Origin of the sequence: Cloacibacillus sp. An23, assembly GCF_002159945.1 — a bacterium.
Taxonomy (GTDB): domain Bacteria; phylum Synergistota; class Synergistia; order Synergistales; family Synergistaceae; genus Caccocola.
Genome location: NZ_NFJQ01000009.1, coordinates 1 through 13589 on the forward strand (window position 1 = coordinate 1; position 13589 = coordinate 13589).

Annotated in this window: 14 protein-coding genes; 7 read left to right on the forward strand and 7 right to left on the reverse strand. The window is 60.0% G+C overall.

Annotated elements, in window-relative coordinates; genetic code table 11:
- Positions 1-8 precede the first annotated feature (8 nt).
- A complete protein-coding gene (locus tag B5F39_RS14075; RefSeq protein WP_143330712.1) occupies positions 9-200 on the reverse strand; it encodes a hypothetical protein in 192 nt (63 codons plus the stop codon).
- A gap of 334 nt (positions 201-534) precedes the next feature.
- Here B5F39_RS14075 and B5F39_RS09675 point away from each other — a divergent pair, with 334 nt between their 5' ends.
- A complete protein-coding gene (locus tag B5F39_RS09675) occupies positions 535-1158 on the forward strand; it encodes a YrbL family protein (RefSeq protein WP_087366661.1) in 624 nt (207 codons plus the stop codon).
- A gap of 102 nt (positions 1159-1260) precedes the next feature.
- Here B5F39_RS09675 and B5F39_RS09680 read toward each other — a convergent pair whose 3' ends face one another.
- From B5F39_RS09680 to B5F39_RS09690, 3 genes are all read right to left on the reverse strand, one after another.
- Positions 1261-3477 carry a suppressor of fused domain protein gene (locus tag B5F39_RS09680; RefSeq protein ID WP_087366665.1) on the reverse strand — a complete coding sequence of 739 codons (2217 nt, stop codon included), beginning with the start codon at positions 3475-3477 and terminating at the stop codon, positions 1261-1263.
- A 112-nt stretch (positions 3478-3589) separates the two neighbouring features.
- Positions 3590-4456: a DMT family transporter gene (locus B5F39_RS09685; RefSeq protein ID WP_143330713.1), complete on the reverse strand. Its 867-nt coding sequence runs from the start codon at positions 4454-4456 to the stop codon at positions 3590-3592.
- A 354-nt stretch (positions 4457-4810) separates the two neighbouring features.
- Entirely contained in the window at positions 4811-5938 is a 1128-nt protein-coding gene (locus B5F39_RS09690; RefSeq protein WP_087366671.1) for a nitronate monooxygenase family protein, read from the reverse strand.
- Positions 5939-6184: 246 nt separating this feature from the next.
- On the opposite strand from B5F39_RS09690, the gene B5F39_RS09695 reads away from it, so the two are divergent.
- The 5 genes from B5F39_RS09695 to B5F39_RS09715 all read left to right on the forward strand — a co-directional run bounded on the left by B5F39_RS09695 (position 6185) and on the right by B5F39_RS09715 (position 10738).
- Positions 6185-7501 carry a Y-family DNA polymerase gene (locus B5F39_RS09695; RefSeq protein WP_087366674.1) on the forward strand — a complete coding sequence of 439 codons (1317 nt, stop codon included), beginning with the start codon at positions 6185-6187 and terminating at the stop codon, positions 7499-7501.
- 117 nt (positions 7502-7618) lie between these two features.
- A complete protein-coding gene (locus B5F39_RS09700) occupies positions 7619-8161 on the forward strand; it encodes a flavodoxin family protein (protein WP_087366677.1) in 543 nt (180 codons plus the stop codon).
- A 19-nt stretch (positions 8162-8180) separates the two neighbouring features.
- Positions 8181-8693 (forward strand): cyclophilin-like fold protein, encoded by a 513-nt coding sequence (locus tag B5F39_RS09705; protein ID WP_087366680.1) that lies wholly within the window; start codon positions 8181-8183, stop codon positions 8691-8693.
- Between the two features lie 239 nt (positions 8694-8932).
- Complete coding sequence (locus B5F39_RS09710) at positions 8933-10042, forward strand: hypothetical protein (protein ID WP_087366683.1); 1110 nt, start codon at positions 8933-8935, stop codon at positions 10040-10042.
- Between the two features lie 21 nt (positions 10043-10063).
- A complete protein-coding gene (locus B5F39_RS09715; RefSeq protein ID WP_087366686.1) occupies positions 10064-10738 on the forward strand; it encodes a hypothetical protein in 675 nt (224 codons plus the stop codon).
- A gap of 126 nt (positions 10739-10864) precedes the next feature.
- On the opposite strand, the gene B5F39_RS09720 is transcribed toward B5F39_RS09715, so the two are convergent.
- The 3 genes from B5F39_RS09720 to nudC form a co-directional block, all read right to left on the reverse strand.
- Complete coding sequence (locus B5F39_RS09720; RefSeq protein ID WP_087366689.1) at positions 10865-11347, reverse strand: rubrerythrin family protein; 483 nt, start codon at positions 11345-11347, stop codon at positions 10865-10867.
- A 138-nt stretch (positions 11348-11485) separates the two neighbouring features.
- Positions 11486-12013 carry a cob(I)yrinic acid a,c-diamide adenosyltransferase gene (gene cobO / locus B5F39_RS09725; RefSeq protein WP_239391212.1) on the reverse strand — a complete coding sequence of 176 codons (528 nt, stop codon included), beginning with the start codon at positions 12011-12013 and terminating at the stop codon, positions 11486-11488.
- Entirely contained in the window at positions 12007-12771 is a 765-nt protein-coding gene (nudC, locus tag B5F39_RS14605; protein ID WP_158096014.1) for an NAD(+) diphosphatase, read from the reverse strand. Before nudC ends, cobO begins: the two co-directional genes overlap by 7 nt.
- Positions 12772-12903: 132 nt before the next feature.
- Between nudC and B5F39_RS09735 the strand changes: the two genes are divergently transcribed.
- Positions 12904-13224, forward strand: a complete 321-nt coding sequence (locus tag B5F39_RS09735) for a pyrimidine/purine nucleoside phosphorylase (protein ID WP_204245094.1) — start codon at positions 12904-12906, stop codon at positions 13222-13224.
- Positions 13225-13589: the final 365 nt, after the last annotated feature.

Consider the following 13589-nt stretch of genomic DNA (forward strand, 5'->3'; position numbering starts at 1 on the left):
CGCCGGAATTAGTTGAATGAGAGAGGGACGGCCTTAGGCCGTCCCTCTCTCGCTTTATTCTCTCGCTTTATATTATATTTATATCTACAGGAATCTCCCCCCTGCGCCGGGAGCCCTTTCGGCTTACTGCCGTGAAAAGAATCTCCTCCGACGTAGTATAAGAAAGTCCCGCTTTTATATCTTCCTTCTGCTATATCCATACGGCCCCGCCGCTCCGGCGGCCGCTGCGGGTGCGGCGCTCCCCGCCGCGGGCCTATAGCCGGACCGGACCGCGTGCTCTCGCTCGCCCCCATCCGGCTCCGCTTCTCTACGCCCTTGAACTCAACGGTGAAATTCGTGAGATGGCAGTCTCGCTGGCGGCCTTTTGGCTGACGCCTTGCGGCGGCTGTGATTTCGCAGGAATCTGCCTGCTTTTGATATTCTTATGCGCGGTTAAAGATTGTGTTATAATATACTAAAGTTCATTAAACATTCTATGTCGTTGTTTATTGTTCTTTTTATACCGTCTTTTAAGAATGTATAGGGGCGTCGATTATGATTTATCTGACTGATTATATTGGCGGCAGCGCCGTCAGGATGTGTTATATACATCCGACGCGAGCGGATAAATGCGTCAAGGTCGTGAAGGACGAGAAGGATTTGTCTCTGCTCACGCTTGAGATCGGCATCGCAAAGCTGGTGTCGTCTTTTCTTGAAGGGCATGTCGTCGCCTATGAGGACGAGCTTGTCGAGACGGATAAAGGGCCTGGCATGGTCTGCGATCTTGTCAGGAATTCCGACGGCACTGTCGCGCCCGCTTTGATAACCTATCAGGAGTCCGGCGGCGATATCGGCGAGATCGAGCCTGATCTGCGCTCCGTGCTGCGCCGTCTTGTCCAATATAATCTGTTTTTCTATGATTTCAACAGGGGTAATTTCGTCGTAAAGACTACCTGCACCGGAGAAAAGAGGGTGGTGTTCATAGACCTCAAGGGCTTTCACACGAACGGCTATATGGGGTTTCTGAAGACGGAGCGTTATGTGGCTCCGTTCGCGCGTATCATTATGTTCCGGCGTATGCGGAGGCTTTACAGCGAGCTCGGTATCAACGGTTTTCCGCTCGACGGCCTTTGCAGGGAGAAGATGTTCAGCTCCTTCTGGGTAGACGTCAAGCTTTAGGCTTTTTATATATTTTCCCTTTTATTCTTCATGCCCTGTAAACGCGGACGCCGGCCTGCTCTTGAAGCGGCCGGCGTCCGCGTTTTTGTTTTTTGCTGATTTTTATTTTTCCGCGCCGCCGCGCCGTTCCGACGCCCAGTCGTCGAAGCGGCGGCTGATGATTTCGGCGAGGGCTTTGTAGTAATTTTCGTCGAAGGGTACGAAGAGATATTCTTCGTCCTGCATTTCGCCGGATTCGCAGCGTTCTTTGCCGAAGCATCGCTCGGCGTAATCGTCCACATCTTTGGGATAGAACGGTTCGTCCGTGTCGGAGTAGTCGTAGTAGCTCCACGCGAAGGCGTCGCCCGTTTCGTCGAAGAGCGTGTGCAGCAGCCTGCCGCCGAGCTCGCCGCGGACGAATTCGCGCAGGTCCGTTTTTTCGCCTTCGAGGACTTGTTTCATGACGTTTCCGTATTTTCTTGTGAAGTCCGCGCTCATGAGGCCGCGCTCTATGCACCAGCGGAGGTATATCGCCATGTGTCCGTAAGCCGTTATTTCATCCAGCGGCAGATTTTTCCCGCGCAGGTCCTTGAGGTGCCATTCTGCGTCGTCCATCAGCTCCGGCGGAATTTCGTCCGCGCCGCCGTCGCATGTGTTCGGGCGCCGCGGGTCTACGACGAAGCTTGTTCCAGCGTCCGCTAGCCTGGAAGAGAGCCCGTCTGCGCCGTGGGCTGTTTTGTAGTCCAGCTCTTCCTGGTATATCGGGATTACGAGGTAGAAGCATACTTTTTCGCCGCCGGGCAGAGCCGCGCGGAAGGCTTCTTTTTTGACGTTCTGCGGCGCGGCGAGGAAGGCGGCGCAGAGCTCCGTGTCGCGCGAGAAGGCGCGCCCGCCGCCTATTGTGTGCCCCCAGCCTATCCATGTATCCGGCTCGGAGGCTATTTCCGCAATCCAGCGCAGTACGTTTGCGGGCCACTGCCAGACGTCGCCGCCGTCCGAGATTTTCCAGTCCTTCGGCAGGCATATCATGAGCTCCGCACGCGACATGTCGCTGTCTTTCAGCTCTTCCGGCAGGTCCATGACGTGCGCGCCTGCGCCGCATGTGACGAGAGTGTAGTAGTCGCGCTCGATCGACGGCGGGATTATGCAGATGTCCGCGCAGACGCCGCCGGGATTGTTGTCGTGCGATATGGTTTTTATCTTTCCGTAGTATTTTTCGATGTGGGCGGTTATCGCCGCCGTTTCATCCTCGGTGTAGTATTCTGTTTCGCGTTCCGGCGTTTCGTCGTTTTTCTGCGCGATTATGCCGCCGTTTTTGTCGCGGCGTACGACGAAGGCTTCACCGCTTTCCGCGTCTGCGAGATAATAGGCTTCGGTCGTGTAGTCGAGGGAGAGGGCTATGCCCGCGAGCGGGTACGTCCGCCCCTCGGCATCGGTTATTTCCGCCCATTCGCCGTCGATTTTGCCGCGCAGCTCCGTCAGCCATTCCTGACTGGTCTTGGAGAGTCCCGCTTCGTTCATACGGAAGACCATGTCTATTTCGCGCGCGCCGCCTTTGTAGGTGAAGCGGCGGAAGGGGCCGACCCGGTCGAGTGTTTCGATGTTGAATATAGCCTTTATCCTGTCGAGCTTTTCTTTATCGAGGACTATGCAGTCTATTTGGCGCAGCTTCGCTTCGGCGTCAGCGTCGAGCCCTTCCTGGAGATCGGCGTCGTAGTCCGGGTTTATCCAGTGGAATTCCATTTCTTCGAGCGTGCGCCCTTCTTCTATCTCGCGGCGCAGCGTCGTGAATTCATAGTCGCCCGGTACGAGTTCAAGCCCGCGCGCGGCGGCCTCGAGCGCTCCGGCTTTGTCGCCGAAATGCGCGCGCAGTTTGCCCGCGGTCAGCCAGCCCCACGGGTAGGACGGCTCTTCGACAAGCCCTTTTTCCGTGTATTCGCGCGCTTTTTCAAGCTGTCCGGTGTACATGAGCGCGCAGGCGTAGCGGTAGTACCACGCTCCGCAGCCTTTCGCGTTTTTCTCCGACGCCGGCATACGCTCCGCGACGGACCAGTATGCGCCGTATTGGTCGAGGTTGTTGTAGATATAGGCGTACCAGAGCGCGATTTGCAGGTCTTCCGCCGCCTGTTCCTCGGTGAAGCGCCCTTCCTTTATCCCGGATTCTATGAAATCGTCGAGAAACTGCATCCCGCGTCCGAAGTAGCTCCGCGCTCCGTCGTCCGCGAGATAGTATTCGAGCATCGCGACGTCGTCTTCGCCGAGCAGGCTAGGCGCGCCGCGCCGCGTTTCGTCTTCGGTTCCGCCGTCGTCCGCGCCGTCAGGCCGGAGTGTTTCGTCCATCGTAAAAATCCCCGCTTTCGCAGTTTTTGGGCCGGCTTGCGCCGCCGCGGATATTATATGACGGAAAGGCGAATGTTATAAACGTAATATTTTTATCAAAAAAAAACTGCGGTTACAATCGCAGCAGCGCGACTCCTAGCGGCATTGCGGCGATGCCTGCGAGCTGGGGCGCGGAGACGCGGCGGCGCGGCGCTCCGAGCCAGCCGCGCAGTTCCATGCAGAGGCTCAGAGACATCTGCCCGAAGATCAGCGACATGAAGAAAGCTTCCGCGCCTATGCGCGGAATCAGCCACGAGTTGCCGCAGATGGCGAGCGCGCCGCAGAAGCCGCCCAGCCGCATCCACCACGGGCCGCCGCGGAAGGCCGCGCGGACGTTCCGCAGTCTTCCGGTCGCGGCGCAGAAGAGTGCGTCGGCGCAGACCGCGATGACGAAGGACGACGAGGCCGCGCGCACCGCCGAGCCGAGCGCCGTCCCGAGCGTCCCGTATACCGCGCCTATCGTGGCCGGCATGCACCCCGCGGCGGCTCCGGCGGCCTGCCACGGCAGCGCGGAAGGGCTGCGCCCGCCTCCGTTTCGCGCGCTTTCCCTTATGTACGGGGCCGCCGCCGCGGCTATCGCCCCAGCCGTCACCAGCGCGGCCGCAAAGGCGCGCGCCGGGGTAATCGCAGCGCGAGCCGCGCCGAAGAGGCCGAAATGGTCTATGACTAGGCTGAAAAGCACCTGCCCGAGCATCGGAAGCAGCGAGGCCTGAAGCTGCCCCAGCGTCTTGAAAAGCTGTATCGAGGCGGCTATCGTGAAGAGCGCGACGACGCCGCCCGTCCAGCTCCACCACGGGGCGGCCGCGAGCTCGCCCGCCGAAGGCAGCGGCGAAAGCCCGACGGCGGCCTCCGCCGCTAGCAGCAGCGCGGCGGAGACTGTGAAGGATATGAGAGTCACAGCGGCGACGTCGCCGGCGTTTTGCTCGTTTTTGCAGATCATAGAGAAGCAGGCGAAACGTCGGCGCGGGGGCAAAGTTTGAGGATATACTTGATTAACTTCTCCTAGAAAATCTATGTTGCCCCGCAAATTCTGCGTGCGAGGCTTCCGTCCTATACTCAATAGCCTCCGTCGCCTCTATACCGCTTCATTCAGCCTCGGGCCGGGGATGGAGATTCCCTTGGAGGGGCCGCCCCGCTTTATCGGGCGCAGGACATTTCCGGGGCGGGTTCTCATGAAGATTGCCGGAATGACGTAAATGTTTGCTGTTTTAGTTGATTCAGTATATAAAAAACGCGGCGGGACGTGAAGCCCCGCCGCGTTCCGTTTTTTGCTTTTACGCGCGTTTCGCGCCGCTTACCTCGCCGGCTCGAGCGACGGCTCAGGCAGGCGGAAGTCGGCAACGAGCTCCTGCATGAGCTCCTTTACCTTCATTATCGATTTTACCTTCGAGACATTCGTCCCGCAGAAGAAGAGGCCGTTTTCCCAGTCGCCGCGGTAGGCGCTGACGAGCGCGTCGGCTATGCAGAACGTCTCGTGCTGTAATTTGCAGATGCAGTGCGAGAGGCAGCCGGCGCGGCAGCTCATTTTTTCGAGCGTGTTCGAGAAGTAGCGCTCGAGCAGAGGGCTCATTATCGCGCGGCCGGGCAGCCCGCATGGGCTTTTCAGAAGCACGACGTCCTTGTCGGTCGCCTCGACGTAGGCCTCCTTGAAGCGGTCGGAGGCGTCGCCCTCCTCGGTGGCTGCGAAGCGCGTGCCCATCTGGACGCCGCTCGCGCCCATCTCTATCGCATCGTCGATGTCGCTTGCGTCCCATATTCCGCCCGCCGCGATTACCGGGATGTTGAGGCCGAGGTCGCGGATGTATTTCACGAGGGCCGGGACGACCTCGCGCAGCGAGAATTTCCCGTCGAGAGCCTCGTCTTCGTTGCGCGCGCCGAGGTGTCCGCCCGCCGTGTTCGGCGTTTCGACGACGAAAGCGTCCGGGATGCGGCTGTAGTGCTTGAGCCAGCGGTTGAGAATGAGCCCCGCGGCCTTGACGCTGCTGACTATCGGGACGAGCGCCGTGTTCGGGTGGCCTTCCGCGAGCTGCGGCAGCTTGAGCGGCAGCCCCGCGCCGGAGATGATGACGTCCGCGCCCGCCTCGCAGGATGTGCGCACGAGATCCTCGTAGTCGCTGAGCGCGCACATGCAGTTGACGGCGATGACGCCACCGTTCGAGGCTTCCTTCGCCTCCTTGACGTAGCGCGCGAGTATCTGCTGGTTGCGCCCGCTGATCTCCTTCGGCCCGAGCGAGAGGTCGAAATCGTCGCTCGACGCGGCGAGGCCTACCGAGGCTATGGTGCCGATCCCGCCGGCTGCGGCGACCGCCGTCGCGAGTCTCGGCCCGGAGACCATGATGCCCATGCCGCCCTGGATTATGGGATATTTCGGCTGGTGCTCGCCGATCTTTAATGCGGGTAATTCCTTGTTTTTAATGGCCATTTTGAATTCCTTTCAGGATATTTATTCTCGAAACTACGGCGATTCCTCTTAATAGTGGAATCGTGGATATATTATTCCATAATTACCGCTTTGGCAAGACCCGCACAGGATTTCCCGTATGTTTAGCAATTTTGCCGAGAACCGGTAGATTTTCTAAAGCAGTGCAAAGATTACTGATTGTTGACAACGACGCGGCGGCACGTAGAATAGTTATATAAGAGATTTCTTTATGAGGTGATTCGTTACATGAGGAAGTACTCCGAGCGTTCCATCGGCCTTTGCGACTGCAACAATTTTTTCGTCTCGTGCGAGCGCAGGGAGAATCCTTCGCTCGTCTCGCGTCCGGTCGTCGTGCTGAGCGGCAACGACGGCTGCGTCGTCTCCCGCTCGGAGGAGGTGAAGGCCGCGGGCGTCGCGATGGGCGAGCCGTACTTCAAGGCGCGCGGCGTGCTGGAGCACATCGGGGCCGTCGTGCTGAGCGGGCGGCTCGGCCTTTACAACAAGATATCCTCGGACGTTATGGCCTGCCTTTCGCGTTTTACGGATACGATGGAGGTCTATTCGATAGACGAGGCTTTCATAAATCTAGCCATAGCCTCAATTGAGGACGCGGAGGAATACTGCCGCGGGATACGCGCCGAGATATGGCGGAGATGCGGCATCCCCGTGTCGCTCGGCATATCCTCGACGAAGACGCTCGCGAAGCTCGCCTCGCACGTCGCGAAAAAATCCCGCTCCGGCGTGTTCTGGCTCGACGCGGCGCACAGGGAGGACGCGGCGTGGATGGGGGCCTTTCCAGCCGGCGAGGTGTGGGGGATAGGGCGCAAGACCGCCGCGAAGCTCGCGCTGCGCGGGCGCGTCGTGACGGCGGCGGAGCTGATGCGCGCCGACGACCTGTGGCTCAAGGAAAATTTCTCGATAAACACCCTTTATACCGCATGGGAGCTGCGCGGCTACCCGGCCTACCCGCTCGCGGCGAACCACGGCGCGGCGAAGTCCGTGCAGGTCTCGCGCTCCTTCGGCGAGCCCGTCTGCGACTACGCGGAGCTGCTCGACGCGGTGTCATACTTCACTATCTGCGCGGCGCGCCAGCTTCGCGGCATGAAACAGCGTGCCTCGCGCATGGGGCTGTACCTCAGGACGAGCCCGTTCCACAGGGAGAGCTTCTACTCGCGGTTCGAAGAATGCACCTTCCGCCTGCCGCGCTCGCTCGACGCGGACTTCCTCGGCGCGGCGCGGCAGCTGCTGTCGCGCGCTTTCGAAGCCGGACGCCCATACAAGAAGGCCGGAGTCTTCCTCTCGGACTTCACGGACGTCAGCTGCGGCGTGCAGTCGCTCCTCTTCGACGGCGGGGAATCCGGCTCCGACGCGGCGCACCGTGCGGCGGAGACAGCCGACGCGCTCAACGCGGAGTTCGGGCGCGTCGTCATAGCCCCGGCGGACAATTTTACGGCGCCTGAGAAAAGCGCGCGCTGGCACCCGAAGCGCGAGCACGGCGCGGCTGAGGACGCGCGCGGACGCCCGGCGCTGCCTCTCGGCCCGAAGCGCCGCGTCAACTTCTGAGCGCGGCGCAATGCCTTTCCGCTATGGAAGTATATTCGTCATAAGTATTTGCCATGGTTTCTTCACGGCGATATATTACGCGCGTGGAATTGAAAAATCTGCATTGGAGGAAAAAACATGTCTAAAAAAGTACTTGTGATAGCGACGAGCCTGCGCCGCGGCGGCAACTCCGAGACGCTCGCGGACGAGTTCATGCGCGGCGCGAAGGACGCGGGCAACGAGGTCGAAAAAATATTCCTCGGCGACTACGAGCTGAAATTCTGCAAAGGCTGCCTGGCCTGCCAGAAGACCGGTAAGTGCGTCATAAAGGACGGCGCCGCAGAGATAATCGGGAAGATGAAGGACGCCGACGTGATAGCCTTCGCGACGCCCATCTACTACTACGAGATGAGCGGGCAGATGAAGACCCTGCTCGACCGCGCGAACCCGCTCTTCGGCTCGGACTACAACTTCCGCGACATTTATCTGTTCAGCGCGGCCGCTGACGATTCCGAGGACGCCGACGAGCGCGCGCTCTGCGGCCTGCAGGGCTGGATAGAGTGCTTTGAAAAAGCGGAGCTCAAGGGCAGCGTCCTCGCCGCGGGCGCGCAGAACGTCGGCGACGCGAAGGGCAATCCCGCGCTCGAACGCGCCTACGAGATGGGCCGATCCGTAAAATAGAGGAAAAAGAGCGTAATCAATGAGACCAATACTGACTTTAGCCGCAGCCCTGACCGCAGCGCTCGGCCTCGCCGTCTGCGCGCAGGCCGCGCCCGTCCGCGCCGCCTCCGACGGCGCGCAGATCCAGCGTGAAAACACCGCGATGCCGACGCGCGTCGCGCCCGAGAACGGCACGAAGATAATCATGCACTTCGGCGACACAGTCATCCCCGGCGTGCTCAACGACGGCGAGACGGCGCGCGCCCTCGTCAAAATGCTTCCCTACAAGGTGCGCGTCAGCCGCTACTCGCACGACTTCTGCGGCGTCATGGACGACGCGCTCCCGTACAAAGAAGAGGACGTACACTACGGCTGGCTCAACGGCGACATAGACTTCGCCGCAGACGCGGACTACTTCACGATACTCTTCGACGACGAGGAAAATTCCGAACAGTACGGCTATCAGGTCAACATCGGCGTGATAACCTGCGAACTGTCGAAGATAGCGGCGCTCGAAGGCAGCTATGAAGTTCTGATAGAGCTTGCGGAATAACGGCGCGCCGCTCAGCGCAAATCAAAAATACACAAGCCCCCGCTCCGCACGACGGCGCGGGGGTTTTTGCGGCTTCGCGTGAGACGCATCAGTGTGTATAATCAAGGCGCGCCGTTTGCGGATAGTTTCTTCGGTGTTTTCACGCGCGGCTTTCGTGAGTGAAAAATTGTCGGAGGGCGGAGAAAATCAAATGCACGCGGAGCGGCGCGTAAACGGAGACGCGTGGGGAGGCGTTCAAAATGCTTGATCACAGATGCCCGCAGTGCGGGCGCCGGCTCGGCTACGAGGGGCTGTGCTGGCTCTGCCGCGCGGAAGAGAAGCGGCGCGAGGCGCAGTCTTGGACCGCGGAGCAGATTGCGGAAAAACAGCGGAAGATAATCAAAAACATAACGGCGCTCGACGACTGGGACTCGCCGGAATGCGAGGACTTCTGGAGCCTGCTCTCGTATCACGGCGCGCCGGCGCCCGAGATGCAGCGCGCGGCGCTCGCGGCGGGAGTTTTCGGCTTTGAGCAAGTTTATTACCACGCTCCGTCGGACGTGGGCGCGGGGCTGGCTAAGGCGCTGATGGAGACTAAATCGCCGCACGAGGCGGGCTATTTGATGTGCTGCCTCGCGATGCAGGGCGGGGACGAGGCTCTCGCGGCTCTGCTCGAGCTTGAGCGCAGCCCGCGCGCGTGGCGCAAAAAACTGTACGTAGACCCGTCCATATACGCCGAGTGCGGAGGCTGGACATTCGGCAAAGAGGGGCGGCGGCGCGAGCTCGTATTCGGGCGCTGTATCCCGCTCGTAAAAGGAACGCCCGGCGCAAACGAGCCGGCGCGCCTCATGCGTCCGCGCGAGGACTTCTGCCCGCACTGCGGCTGCCGTATGGTGGACGCGGTGATTCTCGACGGCCGCGACGAGCGGCTGCGTTTCCTCGGCGTGGACGGCGTGATAACCGCCGCCTGCTGTCCGAACTGCGTCGCCTTTACGGAGGGCGCCTTCACGCGCTTCGACCCGCGCGGGGGCGGCGAACCTCTGCCGGGAACGCTCATGCTCGACGATATTGAGAATTATCTTGGCGACGAAGGGCTTGCGGAGATTACAAACAATAGGCTCGTCCTCGCGGAGCGCTTCGAGCCGCCATTCTACGGCGCGTACTACGAGGGCGTGAGCACTATAGGCGGCTTCGCGAACTGGGTGCAGGACTGGCAGTATCTCGAATGTCCCGAGTGCGGCAGGCCGATGAAATACGCAGCGCAGATAGAGTGGGATATGCTATTTGATGAGTACGGCGGCGAAGGGACGCTCTATCTTGAAATATGCCCCGACTGCCATATTGCGGGGCTGCTGCACCAGCAGACGTAGGAGCGGAGGCGGGCGCATTATATGGGAAGAGACGAATACGCGGAGTTCTCCGAAGGGCTGCGCCGCTACGCCGCGCTCTACGAACGCGGCCTGAAAAAACAGGCCAATGCGTACATCGCGGACTTCGTCCAAAAATTTGAGAAAGACAAACCGGAGGCGGAACGGGACGCGCTCCTTTTCCGCTTCTGCTTCGACATCTGCGACGGCGGCAAATTTGCAGAACTGACCGAGCGCGGCGACGGCCTCCTGCCGCACGCGCTCGCGCGCGTCGTCTGGGACTATCTTATAAAAAAGTGCGCGGAGCGCAAAATGCCGCAAATGCGCTGGATCTTCCAGCTTTTCCGCAACAATCCTTTCGCTTTCGCGCCGTGCGGCGAACCCGACGTATATGAAATCCTCGAAGAAGCCTACGAAAGCCCGGAACGCGACGACAAGACCGCGGAGCTGTGGCTGCGCGAGCTGCTGCGCCGGCTGGACTACGGTTCGCACGAATTTCCCGCGTGCGGCCTCATATCGCGCGAATATTACGAAAAGACCGCAGCGGCGGCGGAGCGAGTGATCGAAGAAAACGCCGTGGAGGCGGAGCTAGCCTCAGCGCTCGAATATTACAGGAAGCTGTACCGCTGTTATGAAGAATACAGGCAGAGCGGCGGAAGTAAGGATTTTTACAAACTCTGCAAAGATGCCGGAATATGAACGTCCTCTGCGGTGCGGAGGGAAAGCCGCTTCGTCATTGCTTCCGCGCCGTAAATGCGGAGACCGAAGCGGGCGATACAAAAAAAAAAAGCGGCGCTTTGCAGCGCCGCCTTTTTATCAGTTCAACTAGAACTTCTTGAACATCGAGGCCTTCGCGCCGCAGATGGGGCAGGCTTCCTCGGTCTTGCCCTTGTGGATGTAGCCGCAGAAGGGGCAGAGGTAGTAGTCGGCGTCGCCGTCGATGTCGGCGAGGGCCTCTTTGTAAAGCTGCGCATGTACCTTCTCGGCCTCGTTGGCGAGGTGGAAGACGCGGGCCGCGGTCTTGTCGCCCTCGGCTTCGGCTTCCTTTATCATCGGCGGGTACATCTCTGTGAATTCGTAGGTCTCGCCGTTGATGGCGGCCTGGAGGTTCTCGGCGGTGGTGCCTACGCCGCCGTTGGCGCGGAACTCGGCGAAAGCGTGGATCTGCTCGGCCTCGGCCGCGGCGCGGAAGAGCTTCGCCGCGCCCTTGTGTCCTTCTTTCTCAGCCTGCTCGGCGAACATGAGATACTTGCGGTTGGCCTGGGACTCCCCGGCGAACGCTGTAGCGAGATTATCTTTTGTCGACATAAAAATTTTCCTCCTTAAGAGCTCTTTATACTATTGCTTTTCCCACACATTTAACGCGCCTTAGAACACGTTATCTAAAACGATTATTAGTTTAATGTCTAATGGCGTTTTTGTCAAGCGGCGTGAAATTTCCGCCGTTTAATATTCTATGCCGGCGCGCGCCTGTATCCCATCGCTGTACGGATGCTTGATCTCGCGCATTTCCGTCACGAGCTGCGCCGTTTTTATGAAAATCTCCGGCGCGTTTCGCCCCGTCAGCACGACCTCCGTTCCCTCCGCCTTTTTCGCGAGGACTTCCGCGACCTCCTCGGCTTTGAGAAGGCCGAAGTCCGCCGCCACGTTTATCTCGTCGAGTACGACGAGGTCGTATTCGCCCGAGCTGACGAATTCCGCCGCAGCTTCGAGGCCGCGCCGCGCCTCGGCGAAATCTTCCTCAGTCTCGTCGCCCTTGAATATGCAGTGAGCGCGCCCCGTGCGTATGTGCGTGACGCCGGGAAGCATGGCGAGCGACGTTATCTCGCCGTATATGGGGCTTCCCTTCATGAACTGCACGAAGGCGATCTTCGCGCCGCGTCCGGCGGCTCGCAGCGCGAGGCCGAGCGCCGCCGTCGTCTTGCCCTTGCCGTCTCCCGTGTAGACCTGTATCAGCCCTTTTTCGCCTAGCATTTTTCCGGACCTCCCCCGTGCCTGCGCACGAAATCCTCTATCAGCCGCGCCGATATGCTTACGCCGCGGTAGTAGTCCGGTATCTCTTCCGGCGCGAACCAGCGCACATCGCTGACCTCCGTCCTGTCCGGGCATATTTCGCCCGATTCCCATTCCGCGGTGAAGCCGAGCATGAGCGAGCGCGGGAATGCCCACGGCTGGCTCGCGAAGTATTTTATGTTTTTTACGCGGATCTTAGATTCCTCGTAGACTTCGCGCGCGACGCACTGCTCGAGGCTCTCGCCGGGCTCGACGAAGCCGGCGAGCACGCTGTAGCGCCCGGGCGGGAAATTTACTCCGTGGCCCAGAAGTATCTTTCCGCCGCGCTCGACGCAGACGATTATCGCGGGGCAGATGACGGGATAGGCGAGCTCGCCGCATTTCGTGCAGCGCATCGCCCATTCCTTTTCGTCGAAGACGTTCTCCGCGCCGCATCTGCCGCAGTATCTGTGCGTCCTCCGCCAGTCCATATAGTGAAATGCCTTGCCGACGCGGAAGAACTGCTCCTCGCCGAGCTCGGCCCAGCAGCTCCGCCGCTCGCGCTCGGAGAACCCGTCGGGCAGCGCGGCGGCGCCGTCTATCTCGGCCCACTGGTCGGAGCCTCCGTCCCTGTCCACGAGCCCGGAGCTGACGGCCCTTTCCATGAGCGAGGGCGGAACCTCGCCCGCCTCCGGCACGCGCCCGCCGCCGTCCAAAATCACGCGCCCGTTACGAAACATATAGCACAAAGACATTTGCGCCCCTTCTTTCCAGTCTTTCGCGGATATATCCGAGAGTATTGTACTGGACTTGGCGGCAAAAGAACACTATCATTTATACACCGTATTTTATTTTTTTCAGGAGGGCTCGTCATGATCGAAAAATTTGAACACGTCACCGCGGAGACGAGGGCGAACGTCTATTTCGACGGAAAGGTCGTCAGCCACACCCTGTGGCTCGCGAACGGCGAGAAGAGGACTCTCGGCATCTTCATGCCAGGCTCATACGAGTTCGGCACAGCCGAAGCGGAGATAATGGATCTCACAGAAGGAGAATGCGAGGTGCAGCTTCCCGGCTCCGATGAGTGGAAACCGATGAAAGCCGGCGAGGCTTTCCGCGTCCCCGCGAACAGCAAATACGGCCTCCGCTGCTGCGTCCCGGTGCAGTACGTCTGCGCGTATATCAAGGAGTAACGGCGCGCGTTAAAGTAAAGATCGGACGACGGCCGGGGCGTTGAGTTCCGGCCTTCGTTTTGTATTTGTGGTATGATTCTCCGCGACGGACTTTCTAGGTAAGGGAACTCGAAGCAGAAGGTTCTCCCATGGTGAGGTGAAGCCGTGCCGCGAGACTCAGACGGATCCTCTCGGAAACGCCGCCGCAGATGGAGACATTTAAGACGGCGAGAGGGACGTACCTTCGGTGCCCAGATGCTCCGATACGTCCCCCTGTTTGACTTACTGCTGAGGATGCTTAACTTGGCCCTCAAGCATCTCCGGTAGCCGGACTACCAGAGAGTATTTTTGCAGCCCAGCGCCTCCACCGTCAAGGAGACGCGGTT

Bases quoted from the DNA above. Each gene is read 5' to 3' on its own strand.
- B5F39_RS14075 (WP_143330712.1), bottom strand. From the start codon at position 200: ATGGATATAGCAGAAGGAAGATATAAAAGCGGGACTTTCTTATACTAC.
- B5F39_RS09675 (WP_087366661.1), top strand. From the start codon at position 535: ATGATTTATCTGACTGATTATATTGGCGGCAGCGCCGTCAGGATGTGT.
- B5F39_RS09680 (WP_087366665.1), bottom strand. From the start codon at position 3,477: ATGGACGAAACACTCCGGCCTGACGGCGCGGACGACGGCGGAACCGAA.
- B5F39_RS09685 (WP_143330713.1), bottom strand. From the start codon at position 4,456: ATGATCTGCAAAAACGAGCAAAACGCCGGCGACGTCGCCGCTGTGACT.
- B5F39_RS09690 (WP_087366671.1), bottom strand. From the start codon at position 5,938: ATGGCCATTAAAAACAAGGAATTACCCGCATTAAAGATCGGCGAGCAC.
- B5F39_RS09695 (WP_087366674.1), top strand. From the start codon at position 6,185: ATGAGGAAGTACTCCGAGCGTTCCATCGGCCTTTGCGACTGCAACAAT.
- B5F39_RS09700 (WP_087366677.1), top strand. From the start codon at position 7,619: ATGTCTAAAAAAGTACTTGTGATAGCGACGAGCCTGCGCCGCGGCGGC.
- B5F39_RS09705 (WP_087366680.1), top strand. From the start codon at position 8,181: ATGAGACCAATACTGACTTTAGCCGCAGCCCTGACCGCAGCGCTCGGC.
- B5F39_RS09710 (WP_087366683.1), top strand. From the start codon at position 8,933: ATGCTTGATCACAGATGCCCGCAGTGCGGGCGCCGGCTCGGCTACGAG.
- B5F39_RS09715 (WP_087366686.1), top strand. From the start codon at position 10,064: ATGGGAAGAGACGAATACGCGGAGTTCTCCGAAGGGCTGCGCCGCTAC.
- B5F39_RS09720 (WP_087366689.1), bottom strand. From the start codon at position 11,347: ATGTCGACAAAAGATAATCTCGCTACAGCGTTCGCCGGGGAGTCCCAG.
- cobO (WP_239391212.1), bottom strand. From the start codon at position 12,013: ATGCTAGGCGAAAAAGGGCTGATACAGGTCTACACGGGAGACGGCAAG.
- nudC (WP_158096014.1), bottom strand. From the start codon at position 12,771: ATGTTTCGTAACGGGCGCGTGATTTTGGACGGCGGCGGGCGCGTGCCG.
- B5F39_RS09735 (WP_204245094.1), top strand. From the start codon at position 12,904: ATGATCGAAAAATTTGAACACGTCACCGCGGAGACGAGGGCGAACGTC.